The organism is Citrobacter sp. Res13-Sevr-PEB04-36, assembly GCF_015672735.1.
GTDB lineage: Bacteria > Pseudomonadota > Gammaproteobacteria > Enterobacterales > Enterobacteriaceae > Citrobacter.
Map to the genome: position 1 here is coordinate 23,034 of NZ_JADABY010000066.1, position 19,557 is coordinate 42,590.

General features: G+C 53.7%; 23 protein-coding genes and 1 riboswitch. Of the genes, 21 read left to right on the forward strand and 2 right to left on the reverse strand.

All coding sequences use genetic code 11. From position 1 onward, the window contains the following. Positions 1-11: 11 nt before the first annotated feature. Both pduB and pduA read right to left on the reverse strand, forming a co-directional pair. Complete coding sequence (pduB, locus tag IMQ48_RS19425) at positions 12-824, reverse strand: propanediol utilization microcompartment protein PduB (RefSeq protein ID WP_196210279.1); 813 nt, start codon at positions 822-824, stop codon at positions 12-14. After that, a complete protein-coding gene (pduA, locus tag IMQ48_RS19430) occupies positions 824-1,105 on the reverse strand; it encodes a propanediol utilization microcompartment protein PduA (RefSeq protein WP_003030255.1) in 282 nt (93 codons plus the stop codon). Before pduA ends, pduB begins: the two co-directional genes overlap by 1 nt. A gap of 525 nt (positions 1,106-1,630) precedes the next feature. On the opposite strand from pduA, the gene pduF reads away from it, so the two are divergent. From pduF to cobS, 21 genes are all read left to right on the forward strand, one after another. Continuing rightward, positions 1,631-2,440 carry a propanediol diffusion facilitator PduF gene (gene pduF / locus IMQ48_RS19435; protein WP_117343317.1) on the forward strand — a complete coding sequence of 270 codons (810 nt, stop codon included), beginning with the start codon at positions 1,631-1,633 and terminating at the stop codon, positions 2,438-2,440. A gap of 204 nt (positions 2,441-2,644) precedes the next feature. Beyond that, positions 2,645-3,556 carry a regulatory protein PocR gene (gene pocR / locus IMQ48_RS19440; protein WP_196210280.1) on the forward strand — a complete coding sequence of 304 codons (912 nt, stop codon included), beginning with the start codon at positions 2,645-2,647 and terminating at the stop codon, positions 3,554-3,556. Between the two features lie 332 nt (positions 3,557-3,888). Then, a riboswitch (cobalamin riboswitch) is annotated at positions 3,889-4,064 on the forward strand. Positions 4,065-4,151: 87 nt separating this feature from the next. Beyond that, positions 4,152-5,531, forward strand: a complete 1,380-nt coding sequence (locus IMQ48_RS19445) for a cobyrinate a,c-diamide synthase (RefSeq protein ID WP_196210281.1) — start codon at positions 4,152-4,154, stop codon at positions 5,529-5,531. Then, on the forward strand, positions 5,528-6,487 hold the full coding sequence (gene cbiB / locus IMQ48_RS19450) for an adenosylcobinamide-phosphate synthase CbiB (protein ID WP_196210282.1): 960 nt from the start codon (positions 5,528-5,530) through the stop codon (positions 6,485-6,487). The genes IMQ48_RS19445 and cbiB overlap by 4 nt, the downstream gene beginning before the upstream one ends. A gap of 10 nt (positions 6,488-6,497) precedes the next feature. Beyond that, entirely contained in the window at positions 6,498-7,130 is a 633-nt protein-coding gene (locus tag IMQ48_RS19455; protein WP_196210283.1) for a cobalt-precorrin-8 methylmutase, read from the forward strand. After that, positions 7,127-8,275 carry a cobalt-precorrin-5B (C(1))-methyltransferase CbiD gene (gene cbiD / locus IMQ48_RS19460; protein ID WP_196210284.1) on the forward strand — a complete coding sequence of 383 codons (1,149 nt, stop codon included), beginning with the start codon at positions 7,127-7,129 and terminating at the stop codon, positions 8,273-8,275. The genes IMQ48_RS19455 and cbiD overlap by 4 nt, the downstream gene beginning before the upstream one ends. Further along, positions 8,260-8,865: a cobalt-precorrin-7 (C(5))-methyltransferase gene (locus IMQ48_RS19465; RefSeq protein ID WP_196210285.1), complete on the forward strand. Its 606-nt coding sequence runs from the start codon at positions 8,260-8,262 to the stop codon at positions 8,863-8,865. Before cbiD ends, IMQ48_RS19465 begins: the two co-directional genes overlap by 16 nt. Continuing rightward, positions 8,855-9,424, forward strand: a complete 570-nt coding sequence (locus IMQ48_RS19470; RefSeq protein WP_196210286.1) for a decarboxylating cobalt-precorrin-6B (C(15))-methyltransferase — start codon at positions 8,855-8,857, stop codon at positions 9,422-9,424. The genes IMQ48_RS19465 and IMQ48_RS19470 overlap by 11 nt, the downstream gene beginning before the upstream one ends. Then, a complete protein-coding gene (locus IMQ48_RS19475; RefSeq protein WP_196210287.1) occupies positions 9,417-10,190 on the forward strand; it encodes a cobalt-precorrin-4 methyltransferase in 774 nt (257 codons plus the stop codon). The genes IMQ48_RS19470 and IMQ48_RS19475 overlap by 8 nt, the downstream gene beginning before the upstream one ends. Next, on the forward strand, positions 10,171-11,226 hold the full coding sequence (gene cbiG / locus IMQ48_RS19480) for a cobalt-precorrin 5A hydrolase (protein ID WP_196210288.1): 1,056 nt from the start codon (positions 10,171-10,173) through the stop codon (positions 11,224-11,226). The genes IMQ48_RS19475 and cbiG overlap by 20 nt, the downstream gene beginning before the upstream one ends. Further along, complete coding sequence (locus IMQ48_RS19485) at positions 11,226-11,951, forward strand: precorrin-3B C(17)-methyltransferase (RefSeq protein WP_196210289.1); 726 nt, start codon at positions 11,226-11,228, stop codon at positions 11,949-11,951. Before cbiG ends, IMQ48_RS19485 begins: the two co-directional genes overlap by 1 nt. Continuing rightward, the gene (locus IMQ48_RS19490) at positions 11,948-12,733 is read left to right on the forward strand and encodes a cobalt-precorrin-6A reductase (RefSeq protein WP_196210290.1); all 786 of its coding nucleotides are present in this window, start codon (positions 11,948-11,950) and stop codon (positions 12,731-12,733) included. Before IMQ48_RS19485 ends, IMQ48_RS19490 begins: the two co-directional genes overlap by 4 nt. 10 nt (positions 12,734-12,743) lie before the next feature. Further along, positions 12,744-13,538, forward strand: a complete 795-nt coding sequence (locus IMQ48_RS19495; protein ID WP_196210291.1) for a sirohydrochlorin cobaltochelatase — start codon at positions 12,744-12,746, stop codon at positions 13,536-13,538. Then, entirely contained in the window at positions 13,535-14,248 is a 714-nt protein-coding gene (locus tag IMQ48_RS19500) for a cobalt-factor II C(20)-methyltransferase (RefSeq protein ID WP_196210292.1), read from the forward strand. The genes IMQ48_RS19495 and IMQ48_RS19500 overlap by 4 nt, the downstream gene beginning before the upstream one ends. After that, entirely contained in the window at positions 14,245-14,982 is a 738-nt protein-coding gene (gene cbiM, locus IMQ48_RS19505; RefSeq protein WP_196210293.1) for a cobalt ECF transporter S component CbiM, read from the forward strand. The genes IMQ48_RS19500 and cbiM overlap by 4 nt, the downstream gene beginning before the upstream one ends. A gap of 2 nt (positions 14,983-14,984) precedes the next feature. Beyond that, complete coding sequence (locus tag IMQ48_RS19510) at positions 14,985-15,266, forward strand: energy-coupling factor ABC transporter substrate-binding protein (protein WP_196210294.1); 282 nt, start codon at positions 14,985-14,987, stop codon at positions 15,264-15,266. After that, positions 15,253-15,930, forward strand: coding sequence for an energy-coupling factor ABC transporter transmembrane protein (locus IMQ48_RS19515; RefSeq protein ID WP_196210311.1), 678 nt, complete (start codon positions 15,253-15,255; stop codon positions 15,928-15,930). Before IMQ48_RS19510 ends, IMQ48_RS19515 begins: the two co-directional genes overlap by 14 nt. Positions 15,931-15,938: 8 nt before the next feature. Then, positions 15,939-16,754, forward strand: coding sequence for an energy-coupling factor ABC transporter ATP-binding protein (locus tag IMQ48_RS19520; RefSeq protein ID WP_196210295.1), 816 nt, complete (start codon positions 15,939-15,941; stop codon positions 16,752-16,754). Further along, positions 16,751-18,271, forward strand: coding sequence for a cobyric acid synthase (locus IMQ48_RS19525; protein WP_196210296.1), 1,521 nt, complete (start codon positions 16,751-16,753; stop codon positions 18,269-18,271). Before IMQ48_RS19520 ends, IMQ48_RS19525 begins: the two co-directional genes overlap by 4 nt. Further along, positions 18,268-18,813 (forward strand): bifunctional adenosylcobinamide kinase/adenosylcobinamide-phosphate guanylyltransferase, encoded by a 546-nt coding sequence (cobU, locus tag IMQ48_RS19530; RefSeq protein WP_196210297.1) that lies wholly within the window; start codon positions 18,268-18,270, stop codon positions 18,811-18,813. Before IMQ48_RS19525 ends, cobU begins: the two co-directional genes overlap by 4 nt. Continuing rightward, complete coding sequence (gene cobS, locus IMQ48_RS19535) at positions 18,810-19,553, forward strand: adenosylcobinamide-GDP ribazoletransferase (protein WP_196210298.1); 744 nt, start codon at positions 18,810-18,812, stop codon at positions 19,551-19,553. Before cobU ends, cobS begins: the two co-directional genes overlap by 4 nt. Positions 19,554-19,557 lie beyond the last annotated feature (4 nt).

Sequence of the window (19,557 nt, forward strand, 5' to 3'; positions counted from 1 at the left end):
CCTCACTGATATCAGATGTAGGACGGACGATCGTTTTTCGGCTCTGAGCCGAGAGTCCCGAGTACGGTTTTACCGATTTCGCGGGCAGAGATAACGGCCTGACGAACAGCGCCGGAATCACCGGAAATGACCAGGATGGCTTCGTTACTGAAGCTGGTGCCATGGGCAGGGGAGCTGTAGGCAACAACTTCTACGTTGGCGGATTTCAGCGCGGTATCAGCCATCAGAACACCAACGGACGCTGGTGCGCCGACGATAACGCCACAGGCACGGCCAATCGGTGCGCCAAAGGCTTTTTCCAGCGCATAGCTGGCACGTGCGGTGTATTGCATCTCGATGTGACCGGCTTCGTTGGCATAAACATCGCCAAAAGTGCGATCCAGCTCTTTTAGTGCGACCTCAATTCCGCGTTTCACGTCGGAAACATCGTTACCGCCGAGAATAATCAGCGAGCCGTGACCTGCGCCGCCTTTGGTATCACGGGGAAGCTCAATACTGACGACTTCAGTATTGGTGGCTTTTACCGCTTCATCTGCGGCCATGATGTGTGGGCCTGCGCCAGTACGGGCACCAAGGATGCCAATGGAGCGATAGCGTTTTTCAAGTTTCATCGCGTCCAGTAAGGCGCTGTCGACGTTGGCGATCACCAGACCGACAGTGTCGCCAATTGCGGTACCGACAAATTCCGTTAAACTGCAGCTCTTCTCTGCCATAGCCGTCTCTCGTGTTGGATGATTATTTTCAGGGATAGCCTTGTGTTCCGGCGTTGCCACACGAGCAATCACCTGCGCCATGATCTGTTCAACCAGCTCATTGCTGCTCATCAGCTAATTCCCTTCGGTAAGATTTTTTCGACATCGGTATGAGGGCGTGGGATCACGTGTACGGCTTTCACTTCACCCACGTTACGTGCGGCAGCGGCACCAGCATCTGTTGCTGCTTTTACCGCGCCAACATCACCACGAACAATCACGGTGACCAGTCCTGAACCAATTTTTTCGTAGCCGACCAGCATCACATTGGCTGACTTCACCATTGCATCTGCGGCCTCTATGGCTGCTGTTAAGCCTTTGGTTTCTACCATTCCTAACGCTTCTTGTTGCATAAAGACCTCGCCTGGGTTGTCCCGATTTTCATGACTATAAAAAGAAGCGAGGAAAAAGAATGGCTGACTTGAAATGGAGAACGAAAAAATAGTGAGTGAGTAGTGATATAAAATTGCTTTGTTTTTGTTTATCTATTTGTTTTTGATGATATTTTGTATTTTGTGTGATGTGATTATTTGGCTATGTCAATAGCAGATTTACATTTTTTGTAGTGACAAAATAAATATCATTTGCTACGTGGTGAAAATGAATTTGTGATGTTTGTTTGAAAACAGGAATCTGTTGTTGGCAATATTTTAATATTTTAATTATGCGCATTTAATAGAGCTAAGGCCCGTTTTTGTTAGCTGTTTTAATAATTCCGATAGCAAAAATTTGCTATCACTACACGATTTAAAAAAGGCGGCGGTACTCAGGTTGCCAACAATTTGCCGACGGCGCTTTTTATAGTAAGCCTTGAAGTACTCTACTGCCAGCAGGGAGTCCGCTGGTACAGACACGAACTCTGCTTAGAAGGTGTCACAATGAACGATTCACTAAAAGCGCAATGTATTGCCGAGTTTTTAGGTACCGGGCTGTTTCTGTTTTTTGGCATTGGATGCCTGAGTGCCCTTAAAGTTGCCGGGGCGAGTTTGGGATTATGGGAAATATGCATTATCTGGGGTCTTGGGATCTCGCTGGCGGTCTATCTGACTGCCGGAATCTCTGGGGCACACCTCAATCCTGCCATTACCATCGCACTGTGGCTGTTTGCCTGCTTCCCTGGGCGCAAAGTTTTACCCTATACGGTCGCGCAAGTGGCGGGGGCTTTTGGTGGTGCGTTGTTAGCCTATTTGCTGTATGGCAGTTTATTTATTGAGTATGAGACGGCGCACCATATGGTACGCGGTAGCCTGGAAAGCCTGCAACTGGCCAGTATTTTTAGTACTTATCCGGCCTCAGCGCTGAGCGTATGGCAAGCCGCGCTGGTGGAAGTGGTCATCACGTCCATTCTGATGGGCATGATTATGGCGCTGACGGATGACGGCAATGGCGTGCCTAAAGGACCGCTTGCCCCCTTGCTGATTGGCATTCTGGTTGCCGTCATTGGTGCATCTACAGGCCCGCTCACAGGGTTTGCCATGAATCCAGCGCGTGATTTTGGTCCTAAACTGTTCGCCTGGTTTGCAGGGTGGGGTGATGTTGCGATGACAGGGGGACGCGATATTCCATACTTCATCGTCCCGATTGTGGCACCGATCATCGGTGCTTGCGCCGGGGCAGCAATTTATCGCTATTTTATTGGCAAAAATTTACCGTGTAATACCTGTAAGCTGGAGGAAAACGAGAGCTAGCTTCACGGAAAATGTTTATTTTTGAAATGCAAAAACTGATTTCGTGATCCGGTTTCCTGAACGACTTAAAAAGTCTCCCCACAATGGGAGACTTTTGTTATGGTCCATTCAGCCTTTTATCATTGCTCCAGATAGTGAGATGAAAGACGAATGTAAATAATATGTTTTTTGTTTATAACAATAAATTAACTGAGAGGTTTTATCATGATTTCTGCGAGTGCCCTGAACTCAGAACTCATTAATAAAATCGCACAGGATTTTGCGCAGGCCACCAGTCTGGCCGTTGTGGTGGTCAATATTCACGGTGATGAAATTTCTGAACTCTTTAATTTTACCCCTTTTTGTCAGTTGATGCGCCAACATCCACAGCACAGTACGCGATGCCGTATGAGCGATCGCTGTGGGGGACTGGAGGCATCAAAATCTGACCAGCCGTGTATTTATCGCTGTCATGCGGGTCTTACCGATTTTTCTATCCCTTTAGTGATTGCAGGGCATCTGGTTGGATTTGTCCTATGCGGTCAGGTGCGCTTAAGCAATGATGTAGGACTGGTTGATATTTTGAATGTCGACGACCGCTGGCAAGCCGATCCCGAACTGGTTAATGAGTTTCGCAATGTTCCGGAGATGGATTATTCTCGGGTTATCGCCTCTGCAGAGTTACTGAAGCTCATTGTGGAAAATTGCCTTAAAAAACAATTGAATTTTGTTGTTATTAAAGATAATCCACAACAGTCAGAGTCGGTGCGACCGGCCCGTAGTCCGACCCCTCATGACAGTAAAATGAAAAAAGCACTGCGCTATATCGATGCACATTTATCAGATGAGCTTCGTCTTGAAGATGTCGCTTCGCATGTTTATCTCAGCCCGTACTATTTCAGCAAGCTGTTCAAAAAATATCAGGGGATTGGTTTTAATGCCTGGGTAAACCAACAACGAATGGCGAGTGCTAAAGAGTTGCTCTGTCATAGCGACTGGAGCATTGCCAGCATTGCGCGAAATTTAGGCTTTTCGCAAACCAGCTATTTTTGCAAAGTTTTCCGCCAGACATACCAGGTGACACCGCAGGCTTTTCGCCAACAAATTAGTGTTGTTTCGTCTGAAGGCTCAGCATAAATAGCAATATTTTGCTATTGCCGATTTTTGATATCGTATTGTATGTCCGTCATTATAAAATGAAAAATAAGAATAGCAGACAATAAATTGTCATAGCGCAACAAAGTAATAGGATTGGAAGGATAAACTGCACCAGTTTTTATTTTTGTGATGAGATACAGTGTCTGTGTGAATGACTTTCTTTATTATTAATTGAAGCTTTCATTCGGAATACAGACATAAGAATAAGCTTAGTGACGCCATAACATTGGCTGAATGAACGTAAAAACATATTAAAATGAATTTTTGTCATGAGGTGTGTTAATTCATCTCATGCCTGGAGCTTAATTGAATTTGCTCCTGAGCTGACAGGTTTACCACGTTTGTGGTAGGGAAGGGGGTGAGAATCCCCCGCAGCCCCCGCTGCTGTGATGCTGACGACCCCGTATAGACCACTGATCGCAAGATTGGGAAGGGCGGGCGAGAATGACGCTAAGCCAGAAGACCTGCCTGTCAGTGACTACCAACAACTTCGGTGGGAAGTGGGTTGCTCAGATGCATACAGTCGAAAGACTGGGTATCTTTACACCCCTACCACCCTGAACAGGATCAGGGTATGGCGGCTAATTTTCGCGCGTTTGTTCTTGCAGGTACCGGAAGCGGCTGTGGCAAAACCACGGTGACGCTGGGCTTGTTGAGTCTGCTGCAAAAACGCGGTTTGCGCGTCCAGCCTTGCAAAGTCGGCCCTGATTATCTTGATACTGGCTGGCATACCGCCGTGTGCGGCACGGCCTCCCGCAATCTTGATAGTTTCATGCTCCCCGCTTCCACATTGAATGCCTTATTTTGCGAGCAGATGCAGCACGCAGATGTTGCTGTAATTGAAGGCGTTATGGGGCTGTATGACGGCTATGGTACGGATCCCAACTACTGCAGTTCTGCTGCGATGGCAAAACAGCTTGGCTGTCCGGTTATTTTGCTGGTGGATGGTAAAGCAGTCTCAACGTCAATTGCCGCCTCGGTGATGGGGTTTCAGCATTTTGACCCAACGTTGAATATTGCTGGCGTGATTGTTAACCGGGTAAACAGCGAAACACATTACCAGCTACTCAAAGTCGCGATCGAACGTTACTGTTCGATACCGGTATTGGGCTACGTACCTCGTGTGGATGGCGTGACGCTCCCTGAGCGTCATCTGGGACTGGTGACCGCGCGCGAATCAATCGTCAACCAGTTGCCGTGGCAGGAATTTGCTACAACGCTCGAGCAAACGTTGGATATCGATGCACTGCTGGCATTAAGCCAGTTGGACACACTCCCTGTGGGCGAATGGCCCGTACTTCCTGCCGCCGATGCAGGAGCAGGTCTGACGCTTGCCATTGCCGATGACGAAGCATTCAACTTTTACTATCCGGATAACATTACGCTACTGGCGCGCACGGGCCTCAATATTGTCCGTTTCAGCCCGCTACACGACAGCAGTCTCCCTGACTGCCAGATGATCTGGTTAGGTGGAGGATACCCTGAACTGCATGCAGCCATGCTTGCCAGTAATACCAGCATGCTGGCGCAGCTGCGCATGGCGCATCAGCGCGGCGTGGCGATTTACGCGGAGTGTGGCGGTCTGATGTACCTGGGGAGTACGCTGGAAGACAGCAACGGCGATAGCTGGCCGATGGCGGATATTATTCCCGGCCACAGTAAAATGGGCAAACGCCTCACCCGATTTGGCTACTGTGAAGCGCAGGCCGAACAGCAAACCTTGCTGGCCGCACCTGGCGAAGTGCTGCGCGGACATGAATTCCACTATTCCGATTTTACCCCTCAAACCCAGGCTGTGATGAGTTGTCGCAAAATCCGCGATGGCAAAACGTTACAAACGTGGTCCGGCGGCTGGCAGGTTGGCAATACGTTTGCCAGCTACCTGCACGTTCATTTTGCTCAGCACCCTGAAATGCTTAATCACTGGCTGGTCGCCGCGAGGAGTGTGAAATGACACTGCTCGCGTGGTGTGTCGCCTGGCTGCTTGATTTCATCATTGGCGATCCGCAGAACTGGCCGCATCCGGTGCGCTGGATTGGCAATCTCATTACCACCGTGCAGCGCCTGGTACGCCGCTACTGTCATAGTGACAGCATGCTGCGTTTCGGTGGCGCAGTGATGTGGGTAGTGGTGGTCGGGCTGACCTGGGCAGTGTCCTGGGGCGTGCTGGCGCTGGCGCAATCGCTTCATCCGTGGCTGGGTTGGGGCGTCGAGGTGTGGATGATCTTCACCGTGCTGGCGGGTCGCTGTCTGGCTAACGCCGCCCTTGATGTTGAACGTCCACTGCGCGCCAATAATCTCGCGGAGAGCCGGGAAAAACTATCCTGGATTGTAGGGCGTGATACCTCGCAATTGCAGCCTAAACAGATCAATCGTGCAGTGGTGGAAACCGTTGCTGAAAACACCGTTGACGGCATCATTGCGCCGTTGTTTTTCCTGTTCCTTGGCGGCGCTCCTCTGGCGATGGCCTACAAAGCAGTGAATACGCTGGATTCTATGGTGGGGTACAAACATGAAAAGTACCGCGCTATCGGTATGGTCAGCGCGCGTCTGGATGATGTCGCGAACTTTATTCCTGCCCGCCTGAGCTGGCTGCTGCTCAGCGTGGCTGCATTTTTGTGCCGTAAAGACGGAGCGCGTGCGTTACAGATTGGCTGGCGCGATCGCTACAACCACAGCAGCCCAAACTGTGCATGGTCGGAGGCATCCGTTGCCGGGGCATTAGGCATTCGACTGGGTGGTCCTAACGACTACTTTGGCGAACGCGTTGAGAAACCGTGGATCGGTGATGCACAACGAGATATTTCAGTAGACGACATTTCCCAAACGATACGATTGATGTGGGTAGCATCGACCCTGGCCCTGGCGCTATTTATCGCGCTGCGGTGGCTGTTGGTCGGTGTGGCCTGAGGACAAAACGATGCAATATATTCAGCAACCCCAGGCGATTGAAGCCAAAAGTTTCGACATCATTGGCGAAATTATTCGTAAAACCCGCCCGGACTATCAGTTTGCCAGCCCGTTGCATGAGGCCATTATCAAGCGGGTGATCCACACTACCGCAGATTTCGACTGGCTGGACATTTTGTGGTTTTCCGATGATGTACTGGCGCAGTTTTGCGCTGCGTTAGGCCGCTCAAGCGTGATTTACACCGATACCACGATGGCTCTTTCCGGGATCAACAAAACGTTGCTGGCAAAATTTGGCGGTGAATGCCGCTGCTACATCAGTGACCCGCGCGTGGTGCGTGCGGCAAAAGAACAGGGGATCACCCGTTCGATGGCGGCTGTCGACATTGCGGTGCAGGAAGAAGGTGAAAAGCTGTTTGTCTTTGGCAATGCGCCGACGGCGCTGTTCCGCCTGATGGAACATGATGTTTCCGTGAGCGGCGTGGTCGGGGTGCCGGTAGGGTTTGTTGGTGCGGAGGAGTCAAAAGATGCGCTGACGAAAAGCCATCTGCCTGCCATAGCTGCCCTGGGCCGCAAAGGCGGAAGCAACGTCGCCGCCGCTATCGTCAACGCGATGCTCTACCACATGCAGGGGGCGCGATGAGCGACCAACCCTTTGACGCACCGGTATGGCACAACGGTAAAGCGCTGCGCAAAGGGTACACCACCGGATCGTGTGCGACGGCAGCAGCCAAAGTGGCTGCGCTGATGGTATTGCGTCAGCATTTGATCCATCAGGTTTCCATTGTTACACCGTCCGGTGTCACGCTATGCCTGAACGTGGAGTCACCGCATATTGAAGGACAGCAGGCCATTGCTGCTATTCGCAAAGACGGCGGCGACGATGTGGACGCCACCCATGGGATGCTGATTTTTGCTCGCGTGACGTTAGACGATAGCGGAGAAATCGCATTACTGGGCGGAGAAGGTGTCGGCACAGTCACCCGTAAAGGAATTGGTCTGCCGGTGGGCAGTTCGGCGATCAATCGCACGCCACGTCAGACTATTGAGTCAGCGGTTCGTGAGGCGATCGGCCCGAACCGCGGGGCGCAGATTGAAATTTTTGCCCCGGAAGGCGAAGAGCGAGCGCAGAAAACGTACAACTCGCGTCTGGGTATTCTGGGCGGCATTTCCATTATTGGCACCACCGGCATTGTTACGCCCATGTCGGAAGAAAGCTGGAAGCGCTCACTGTCGCTGGAGCTGGAAATCAAACGTGCGGCGGGACTGGAGCACGTGGTGCTGGTGCCGGGTAACCACGGCGAACGTTTCGTCCGCGAACAGATGGGAATCGACACGCAAGTTGTTGTCACCATGAGCAACTTTGTTGGTTACATGATTGAAGAGGCGGTTCGCCTTGGATTCAAACAAATCGTCCTCGTCGGGCATCCGGGCAAGCTCATCAAAATTGCAGCGGGTATTTTCCATACCCATAGCCATATTGCCGACGCGCGTATGGAAACCCTGGTCGCCCACCTGGCGCTACTCGGTGCGCCACTGGAATTACTGACGCTGGTCAGCGACTGCGATACTACCGAAGCGGCGATGGAGCATATCGACGCCTACGGTTTTCAGCATATTTATAACCATCTGGCCAAACGTATCTGCATGCGTGTCCTGCAGACCTTGCGCTTTACCAAAAACCCGCCGACCTGCGACGCCATCATGTTCTCTTTTGATAACCAGATCCTCGGCAGCAACCGCCCGGTCGCAGAGATTGCACAGGAGATGACATGCTTACCGTTGTAGGAATGGGACCTGCGGGGTTGCATTTGATGACCCCAGCAGCGCGTGATGCGGTTGCCACGGCGGAAGTGCTGGTCGGTGGTAAAAGGCATCTGCAGCAGTTCCCGGATTTTACCGGTGAGCGGTTTGCCCTTGGCGCCAATATCCCTGAGTTATTAACCTGGATTGGCGAGCATCAGGGGAAGCGCGTGGTGGTACTGGCGTCTGGCGATCCGCTGTTCTACGGCATTGGTACCCGGATGGTGGCGCATTTTGGCATTGAGCATGTGCGCATTATTCCTGGCATCAGCGCGGTGCAATATCTGTGTGCGCAGTCCGGGATTGATATGAACGACATGTGGCTCACCAGCAGTCATGGTCGTAGCGTTTGTTTCGATGAACTGGCACGACATAACAAGGTAGCGATGGTCACGGACGGCCTGTGTGGCCCACGTGAAATCGCGCAGCAGCTTATAGCACGAGGCAAGGGACATCGCTGGATGGTGATTGGCGAAAACCTGGCAATGGAAAACGAACGCATCCGCTGCCTGCCGCTCAGTGAAGTAAATGCCGACTATGACATGAATGCAGTGGTGATCCTCGATGAAAGATGAGCTTTTTCTGCGTGGAGAGAAGGTGCCGATGACCAAAGAAGCGGTCCGTGCTCTTGCCCTCTCAAAACTTGAATTACACCGCGCCACGCACCTGATTGATATTGGCGCAGGAACCGGCAGCGTATCGATAGAGGCGGCGTTGCAATATCCGTCGCTGCGCGTGACGGCGATTGAGCGTAACCCGGCGGCACTCAGGCTGCTGGACGAGAATCGCCAGCATTTTGCCTGCGCCAACGTCGATATTTATCCTGGTATTGCGCCGATGACCGTTGCTGAAAAAGCCGATGCCATCTTTATGGGCGGCAGCGGCGGCCATCTGACCGACCTGATCGACTGGTCGATGCGCCAACTGCATCCCGCCGGACGGCTGGTAATGACGTTTATTCTTCAGGAAAACCTGAATACCGCGCTGGCGCATCTGGAACATCTTGGCGTGCAGGGTGTGGATTGCCTGCAAATGCAGGTTTCATCTCTGACCACGCTCGGCAGTGGTCACTATTTCAAACCGAATAATCCCGTTTTTGTTATCGCCTGTCAGAAGGAAGGAAACCATGTCTGAGATATTTGATCCCCGTAGTGTGTGGTTTGTTGGCGCTGGTCCTGGCGATCGCGAGCTGATTACCCTCAAAGGTTACCGGTTGCTGCAGCAGGCGCAGGTGGTTATCTATGCCGGATCGTTGATTAACACTGAGTTACTGGAATATTGCCCCGCCGATGCTGAATGTCACGACAGTGCCGAACTGCATCTGGAGCAAATTCTCGACCTGATGGAAGCCGGTGTGAAAGCGGGCAAAACGGTTGTACGTCTGCAAACTGGCGACGTCTCGTTGTACGGCTCGGTCCGCGAGCAGGGTGAAGAGCTGACCAAGCGCGGGATTGAATGGCAGGTGGTGCCTGGCGTCAGCGCGTTCCTGGGTGCTGCGGCAGAACTCGGCGTTGAGTATACGGTGCCTGAAGTGTCGCAGAGTCTAATCATTACTCGTCTGGAGGGGCGTACGCCGGTGCCGGAGCGTGAGCAGCTGGAGGCGTTTGCCAGCCATCAGACGTCGATGGCGATTTATCTTTCCGTCCAGCGTATTCATCGGGTGGCTGAACGTCTGATTGAGGGCGGCTATCCGGCAACCACGCCAGTGGCAGTCATCTATAAAGCGACCTGGCCTGAAAGCCAGACCGTGCGTGGGACCCTTGAAGATATCGGCGACAAAGTGCGCGATGCGGGGATCCGCAAAACGGCACTTATTCTGGTCGGTAATTTCCTGGGCTCGGAGTATCACTACTCCAAACTCTATGCGGCGGACTTTAGCCATGAATACCGTAAAGCCTGAGTCTATTGCGTTGTTCTGCCTGACGCCCGGCGGTGTATTGCTGGCTAAGCGTCTGGCGGCAATGCTACCGGTGACCTGTTTCACCAGCGAAAAATTGCTGGAGGAGGGGTTTATTCCCTTCGAAAACGGTTTTGCCAATGCGGCCCGCGATGCGTTTGCGAACTATTCGGCGCTGATTTTTATCGGTGCGACCGGTATTGCGGTACGCGTGCTGGCCCCACTGGTCAACGACAAATTTTGTGACCCAGCGGTGGTTGTGATCGATGAGCGTGCGCAGCATGTCATCAGTCTGCTGTCTGGCCACGCAGGTGGCGCTAACACGTTGGCGCGTTACCTGGCGGGCATGCTGGGTGCGGATCCAGTGATTACCACGGCGACGGATGTGAATGATATGGCGGCTCTCGATACGCTGGCATTTCAACTGAATGCGCGAATGACCGATTTTCGTTCGGTGGTAAAAATCGTCAATCAGATGCTGGTCAGCAACAAGCGGGTCGGCCTGTGGTGGGACGACGAATTGACGCAGGACGTCAGTCATTGCGATCGTCGTGGTTTTATCACGGTGACTGACCTGCATCACCTCCCTGAGCTGGATGCGCTGATTTGTATCACCTTGCGTACCGATCTCCCCGAGTTGCCTCTCCCGCACTGGAAACTGGTGCCGCAGCGGGTTGTTGCCGGAATTGGTTGTCGTCGCGATACGCCGTTTCCGTTGTTAGCCGAACTGCTTTCCCGCCAGCTTGAAGCCCAGCGGCTTGATCCGCTGGCGCTAAAAGCCATCGGAAGCATCACGCTTAAGAAAGATGAACAGGGGCTTATCCAACTGGCTTCCTGCTGTCGTGTTCCTTTCGAAACCTTTACTGCTGACGCACTGCGTGAGCATGAACATCGTTTTCCTGCTTCATCGTTTGTGCGTAAAACGGTCGGTACGGGAAGCGTCTCCGGTCCTGCAGCCTGGCTGCTGAGCCATGGTCAACTGTTAGGCGAGACCCTGCGCGAACAGGGCGTCACTATTACTTTGGGAGTTTCACACTGATGTTAACCGTAATTGGAATTGGTCCTGGCTCGCAGGCAATGATGACCATGGAAGCCGTTGAAGCATTGAAGGCGGCAGAGATTATTGTGGGTTACAAGACATATACCCACCTGGTAAAAGCCTTCACCGGCGATAAGCAAGTGATCAAAACCGGGATGTGCAAAGAGATCGAACGCTGCCAGGCGGCGATCGAACTGGCGCAGGCTGGTCATAATGTGGCGCTAATCAGCAGCGGTGACGCCGGGATTTACGGCATGGCCGGGCTGGTGCTTGAGCTGGTTAGCAAGCAAAAGCTGGAGGTTGAGGTCAAGCTGATCCCGGGGATGACCGCCAGTATTGCTGCCGCCTCTTTGCTCGGTGCTCCGCTGATGCACGACTTCTGCCATATCAGCTTAAGCGACCTGTTAACACCGTGGCCGGTGATTGAAAAACGCATTGTGGCCGCAGGCGAAGCTGACTTCGTAATCTGTTTCTATAACCCGCGTAGTCGTGGCCGTGAAGGGCATCTGGCGCGTGCTTTTGAGCTGCTTTCTGCCAGCAAGAGCGCACAAACCCCGGTGGGCATCGTGAAGTCAGCGGGACGTAAAAAACAGGAAAAATGGCTGACTACGCTCGGTGAGATGGACTTTGAACCGGTGGATATGACCAGCCTGGTGATTGTCGGCAACAAAACGACCTATGTTCAGGATGGCCTGATGATCACCCCACGCGGTTACGTACTGTGAATTACGGTGATGTGCTGGTCATGGGCGGTACCAGCGATGCGCGCATGCTGTGCCAGCAACTGGATGCGGCAAACGTGGCCTATACCCTGTCGGTGGCGACCCCAACGGGGAAACAGCTGGCGGGCGATATTAAAGGTCAGGTGCGCTGCGGACGTCTGGAGCGGGAGCACATGATTGCCTGGCTGCAGGAAAACCATACGCGCTGGGTGATTGATGCCTCACACCCGTATGCCGAAGTGGTAAGCCGTAACATCATGAGCGCCTGTGAAACGGCGGGCGTGCTACTAAGCCGCTATCAGCGCCCTGAGCAGCTGAGCGGTCTGACACATCCGCATCTTTATGCCGTGCAGAGTATTCAGCAAGCCTGCGATATGGCGCGCCGCTTCGGGGAGCGCGTGTTGCTGACCACGGGTAGCAAAGATTTGGCTACCTGGCGCGCGGGACTACCGGAAAAAACGCTGCTGGCCCGCGTATTGCCGGTGCCTGACGTTATACAGCAATGCGCCGATTTAGGATTTGGTGTTGGTGAAGTATTCGCCATGTGCGGGCCGTTTAGCGCGGAGTTTAACGCCGCCTTTTACCGTCAGTGTCAGGCTGATGTGGTGATCACCAAAGCGTCAGGTGCGGAAGGTGGTTATCAGGAAAAAGTACAACCCTGTCTGGATGCCGGGATCCCCTGCATCGTGATTACACGTCCGGCACCGTTGGTGGCGGGAGAAGAATTACTGGAAAGTCAGGCCGCATTCGCGGCGCGTTTAACGCGCTGGCTGGCCGCGGCTTAAGGAGTTAGAGATGAAAAAGGCGCTTCTGGTGGTCAGCTTTGGCACCAGCTATCACGACACCTGTGAGAAAAATATTGTGGCCTGCGAACGCGATCTTGCGGCCAGTTGCCCCGATCGTGATCTGTTCCGGGCGTTTACCTCCGGGATGATCATCCGCAAACTCAAACAGCGTGACGGCATTGATATTGACACGCCGCTGCAGGCCCTGCAAAAGCTGGCTGAGCAGGGGTATCAGGATGTGGCCATTCAGTCGCTGCACATCATTAACGGTGACGAGTACGAAAAAATTGTCCGTGAAGTACAAAGCATGCGCCCGCTGTTTGCCCGCCTGACGTTGGGCGTTCCTCTATTGAGCAGTCATGATGATTACGCGCAGTTGATGCAGGCGCTGCAACAGCAGATGCCGTCACTTGGTGAGCGTGAAAAAGTGGTGTTTATGGGACACGGGGCCAGTCATCACGCTTTTGCTGCTTATGCTTGCCTCGATCACATGATGACCGTGCAGGGCTTCCCGGCGCGGGTCGGCGCGGTGGAGAGCTACCCGGAAGTGGATATTCTAATCGACAGTTTAGGTCGCGAAGGGATAACGGCGGTACATCTCATGCCGTTAATGCTGGTTGCGGGTGACCATGCCATCAACGACATGGCCTCCGACGAAGATGATTCGTGGAAAACGTTATTCAACGCCGCGGGCATTCCTGCCACGCCGTGGCTGAGCGGTCTGGGTGAGAACCCGGCGGTACGCGCCATGTTCGTGGCACATTTACAGCAGGCGCTGAGCATGGCGCTGGAGGAAGCAGCATGAGCGGCAAACTGTACGCATTGAGCACTGGGCCAGGTGCCTCCGATCTGATAACCGTGCGTGCGGCGCGTACGCTCGGTTCGCTGGATATTCTCTATGCACCCGCGGGGCGTAAAGGTGGCGACAGCCTGGCGCTGTCCATCGTCCGGGAGTATGTCGGCGAGCAGACCGAAATCCGCTGCTGTCATTTCCCGATGAGTGCCGATAGCACCGAAAAAGAAGCCGTCTGGGACGAGGTTGCCGCCGCGCTGGTTGCGGAAGTGGAGGCCGGCAAGCAGGTCGGTTTCATCACCCTCGGTGATGCCATGCTGTTCAGTACCTGGGTCTTTTTGCTCCAGCGAATTGGTAATCCTGACTGGTTAGAAATCGTCCCCGGTGTGACCTCATTTGCTGCTATTGCCGCACGCTCAAAAACGCCGCTCGCCATGGAACAGCAGTCGCTGGCGGTCGTCTCGTGCACTGCGTCGGAGGCGGAAATCCGGCAGGCGTTAAAGCAGCATGAGAGCCTGGTGTTGATGAAAGTATACGGTCGTTTTGCGCGCATCAAGGCGCTGCTGCAAGAAGAAGGCATTCTGGACTGTGCGTTAATGATGTCCGAAGCCACGCTACCGGGTGAGCAATGCTGGCGCCAGCTCAGTGACGTGAGTGACGATCAGCCGCTACCGTATTTCTCGACCATTCTGGTCAATAAACAGTGGGAGTATGAAAGATGAAGCTTGAACACCAGCTAAAACAGCTGTCTTTCAGCGGGTTGGCTGCGGCACTATTACTGATGATTGTGCCTGAACAGGCGTTTGCCATGCACATTATGGAGGGTTTTTTACCGCCGATGTGGGCACTGGCCTGGTGGCTGCTGTTTTTACCTTGCCTGTGGTATGGGCTGGTGCGCCTGCGCCAAATTGTGCAGGAAGATAACCACCAGAAAGTGTTACTGGCCCTGTGCGGCGCGTTTATTTTCGTGCTGTCTGCGCTAAAAATTCCCTCAGTCACCGGGAGTTGCTCGCATCCGACCGGGGTGGGTCTGGCTGTGATTCTGTTCGGGCCTGGCGTTGTTGCCATTCTCGGGGCCATCGTTTTGTTATTCCAGGCATTATTGCTGGCACATGGCGGTTTAACCACGCTGGGCGCTAACGGTATGTCAATGGCGGTCATTGGTCCGGTTGTCGGCTATATGGTGTGGAAGATGGCTTGTCGCGCGGGGTTCCGTCGTGATGTCTGCGTCTTCTTGTGCGCGATGCTGGCGGATCTCGTAACCTATTTTGTCACGTCGGTACAACTGGGTGTTGCTTTCCCGGACCCGTCCACAGGTGCTACGGGCTCCATCATCAAGTTCATGGGGATTTTCTGCCTGACGCAGATCCCAATCGCTATCGCAGAAGGTTTGCTCACGGTGATGATTTATGACCAGCTCACCAAACGGCAGCTCATCACCGCACAAGGACATTAACCATGAAAAAGACGCTGATTCTGTTAGCAATGGTGGTGGCGCTGGTGATCCTACCTTTCTTCATCAACCACGGTGGAGAATACGGGGGGTCAGATGGCGAAGCGGAAAGCCAGATTCAGGCTATTGCCCCGCATTATGAACCGTGGTTCCAGCCGTTGTATGAGCCTGCCAGCGGCGAGATTGAAAGCCTGCTGTTTACGCTTCAGGGATCGCTGGGTGCAGCGGTGATTTTTTACATTCTGGGTTACACCAAGGGCAGACAACGCCGTGATGACCGGTCTTGACAGGCTGAGCTACCAGAGCCGCTGGTTTCATGTCTCACCGCAGCGCAAGTTTCTGCTGTGGTTAGTGATGATGATTCTGGCGTTTACCCTGCCCCCGTTGGGGCAGGGTATTGAGCTGTTACTTATTGCCGCACTGAGCTGCTGGCTGTTGCGCATCTCTTTCTGGCGCTGGTGTCGCTGGATGGCGTTGCCGTTTGGCTTTTTGCTGGTCGGTGTGGTGACGATCCTATTCAGTGTGAGTCGCGATCCTCATAGCTTACTGGTTAGTCTGCCGGTGGGTAGCTACTGGTTAGGCGTCACCGAGGCGGGGGTACATACCGCCAATGAAACATTCTGGCGAAGCCTGGCGGCGTTGGCATCCACCTTTTGGTTGGTACTTAATCTGCCGTTTCCACAGTTAATTATTCTGCTGAAACGGGCGCATGTCCCGCGCCTGCTGACTGAACAGATCCTGCTGACCTGGCGATTTATTTTTATTCTTTTAGACGAAGCGCTCGCCATTCATCGCGCACAAACGCTGCGTTTTGGTTATCGTAGCTTGCCGCTGGGCTATCGCTCGCTGGCAATGCTGGTGGGACTGTTGTTTACGCGTGTGTTAATCCGCTATCAGCAAATGACCACCACACTGGATATCAAACTGTATCAGGGTGATTTTCACCTGTAAGGAAAAGTATGCTTGCCACCTCAGCGCTTTGGTTTCGCTATCAGGATGACCCGATCCTCAAAGGGCTAACGCTGGATTTTTCTGCACATGCCGTCACCGGGCTGGTGGGGGCCAATGGGTGCGGAAAATCCACGCTGTTTATGAACCTGAGTGGGTTACTTCGTCCACAGCAGGGGGCGGTGATGTGGCAAGGAAAACCGCTGGATTACAGCAAGCGTGGCCTACTGGCATTGCGTCAGCAGGTGGCAACTGTATTTCAGGACCCCGATCAGCAAATCTTTTATACCGACATCGACAGCGACATCGCCTTTAGCCTGCGCAATATCGGCGTGGATGAAACAGAAATTGCTCGCCGGGTAGAAGATGCCCTGACGCTGGTGGATGCACAACATTTTCGTCATCAACCTATTCAATGCCTAAGCCACGGACAAAAAAAACGCGTGGCAATAGCAGGCGCACTGGTGCTGCAGGCGCAGTATCTTCTGCTGGATGAACCGACTGCGGGCCTTGACCCCTCGGGCCGTACGCAGATGATTGAGATTATTAAACGGATTGTGGCGCAGGGAAACCATGTGGTTATTTCCAGCCATGATATCGATCTTATCTATGAAGTGAGCGACGCGGTTTATGTTTTGCGCCGGGGAGAAGTGCTGACGCACGGCACACCCGGCGAGGTATTCGCGCGCACGGATCTCATTGAACAAGCAGGATTAACTCAGCCCTGGCTGGTGAAGTTGCATACGGAGTTAGGCTTCCCACTGTGTAAAACAGAGGCTGAATTTTATCGTTGTATGCGAGAGAACGCACTGAAGGAGGCGTCATGACGCAGGCAATAATGTTGCAGGGAACGGCATCTGATGTAGGCAAAAGCGTATTAGTCGCCGGGCTGTGTCGTATTTTTTATCAGGATGGACGACGTACCGCGCCGTTCAAATCGCAGAACATGGCGCTGAACTCGGGAATTACACCTGAGGGAAAAGAGATGGGGCGCGCGCAAATTTTCCAGGCTGAAGCAGCAGGCATCATCCCGGATGTGCGTATGAATCCGGTGCTATTGAAACCGACCAGCGACCGCAAAGCGCAGGTAGTGCTGATGGGTAAGGTGGCGACCGATATGGATGCGGTAAGCTACCACGAGTACAAACCGCGTCTGCGTGAGCAGATTATTTCGGTTTATAACAGCCTGGCGCAGGAATTTGACGTCATTGTGCTGGAAGGGGCGGGAAGCCCGGCTGAAATTAACCTGCGCGATCGCGATATCGTCAACATGGGGATGGCGGAGATGGCGCAGTGCCCGGTTGTGCTGGTGGCAGATATCGATCGCGGTGGCGTGTTTGCCTCGATTTACGGCACGCTGGCGCTGCTGCATGACCATGAACGCGCGCGCGTAAAAGGCGTGATTATCAATAAATTTCGTGGTGATGTGGCGCTGCTCTATTCCGGAATTGAACAAATTGAAGCGCTGACCGGCGTTCCCGTACTCGGCGTGATGCCGTGGCTGGATGTCGATCTCGAAGATGAAGACGGCGTCGCGCTGCAAAAAGGGAAGTATTTACGCACTGACAAACGCGATATCGACATTGCTGTGGTGCAACTGCCGCATATTTCCAACTTTACGGATTTCAATGCGCTGGCCGCACAGCCGGATGTTCGGGTGCGCTATGTTCGCCATCCGGAAGAGCTGGCGGGCGTCGACCTGGTGATTCTGCCGGGCAGCAAAAATACGCTCGGTGATTTGGTCTGGCTTCGCGAAAGCGGCATGGCGCACAGCGTGTTGCAGTTACACCGTCAGAACGTGCCGGTAGTAGGAATTTGCGGTGGCTATCAGATGCTCGGCGAGACCATTATTGATGACGTGGAGTCGGGGCTGGGTACGCTGCCAGGTCTGGGCCTGCTTGATACCGTGACCCATTTTGCCCAGCACAAAACCACGACCCAGGTTGAAGGGCAAATGTCGGCCACGCTGCCGGACTGGCTGGCCGACGCTGCCGGGTTATCCGTTCGTGGTTATGAAATTCACATGGGCGAAACGGCGTTATCCGGCGAGTGTCGGTCGGTGATGACACTGCAAAAAGACGGCGGTAACGTCGCGGACGGCGCGGTGACTCACGACGGTTTGGTGTTCGGCACTTATCTCCACGGTCTGTTTGATAGCGATGATTTCACCCGTGCGCTGGTGAATGGCCTGCGGGTACGTAAAGGGTTGGCACCACTGGATTCAACCTTCCATTACGCGCAATATAAATCACAGCAGTTTGATCTGCTGGCGGATGCGATGCGGCAACACATCGATATTGAGAAAATTTATACCATCATGCAGCAACACCGGGAGCCAGTATGATGATTCTGGTTACCGGCGGCGCCCGTAGCGGCAAGAGCCGTCACGCTGAGGCGCTGATCGCGGATTCCCCGAACGTGCTGTATATCGCGACGTCGCAAATTTTCGATGAGGAGATGGCGGCGCGAATTCAGCACCATCGCGATGGGCGTCCCGCGCACTGGCGTACAGCCGAGCGCTGGCAACATCTTGATGAGCTGATTACAGCCGAGAACGATCCGCACGAGGCGATTTTACTGGAATGCATCACCACGATGGTGACCAACCAGCTGTTTGCGCTAGGCGGCGACAGCTCACCGGATGGCTGGGACTACGCCGCAATGGAGCAATCCATTGAGGATGAGATCCGAGTGCTGATTGACGCTTGTCAGCGTTGCCCGGCAACAGTCGTGCTGGTCACTAACGAAGTGGGGATGGGGATTGTTCCGGAAAATCGTCTGGCGCGGCATTTTCGCGATATTGCCGGACGGGTAAACCAGCGTCTGGCGGCTGTGGCAGATGAGGTCTGGCTGGTGGTATCTGGAATTGGAGTCAAAATTAAATGAGTAAGTTGTTTTGGGCAATGCTCTCTTTTATCAGCCGCTTGCCCGTTCCGGCGCGCTGGTCGCAAGGACTGGATTTCGAACAGTTTTCCCGCGGCATTGTCATGTTCCCGCTGATTGGCGTGGTGTTAGGAGGGCTGACAGGACTGGTCTTCATGGCCTTGCAAGCCTGGTGTGGTATTCCACTGGCGGCACTCTTTAGCGTGTTGGCATTGGCACTGTTAACCGGTGGTTTTCATCTTGACGGTCTGGCGGATACCTGTGACGGCGTGTTTTCTGCACGTCGGCGCGAACGGATGCTGGAAATAATGCGCGACAGCCGCCTGGGGACCCACGGCGGACTGGCACTGATCTTTGTTCTGTTGGCTAAAGTGCTGGTGGTGAGTGAACTGGCTCTACGCGGAACGCCAATGCTGGCTGCGCTGGCAGCAGCCTGCGTGGCGGGGCGTGGAACTGCGGTTTTGCTGATGTACCGGCATCGTTATGCCCGCGAAGAAGGGCTGGGAAATGTCTTTATAGGCAAAGTAACCGGACGACAAACCTGCGTCACGTTGGGGTTCGCGGCAATACTCGCCGCCGTGCTGCTTCCCGGCATGCGTGGAGTGGCGGCTCTGGTCGTCACGATAGTGGCAATTTTCATTCTTGGGCAATTACTAAAACGCACATTGGGCGGACAAACCGGCGATACGCTTGGGGCGGCCATCGAACTTGGCGAGTTGATCTTCTTACTGGCTCTGCTTTGATCCA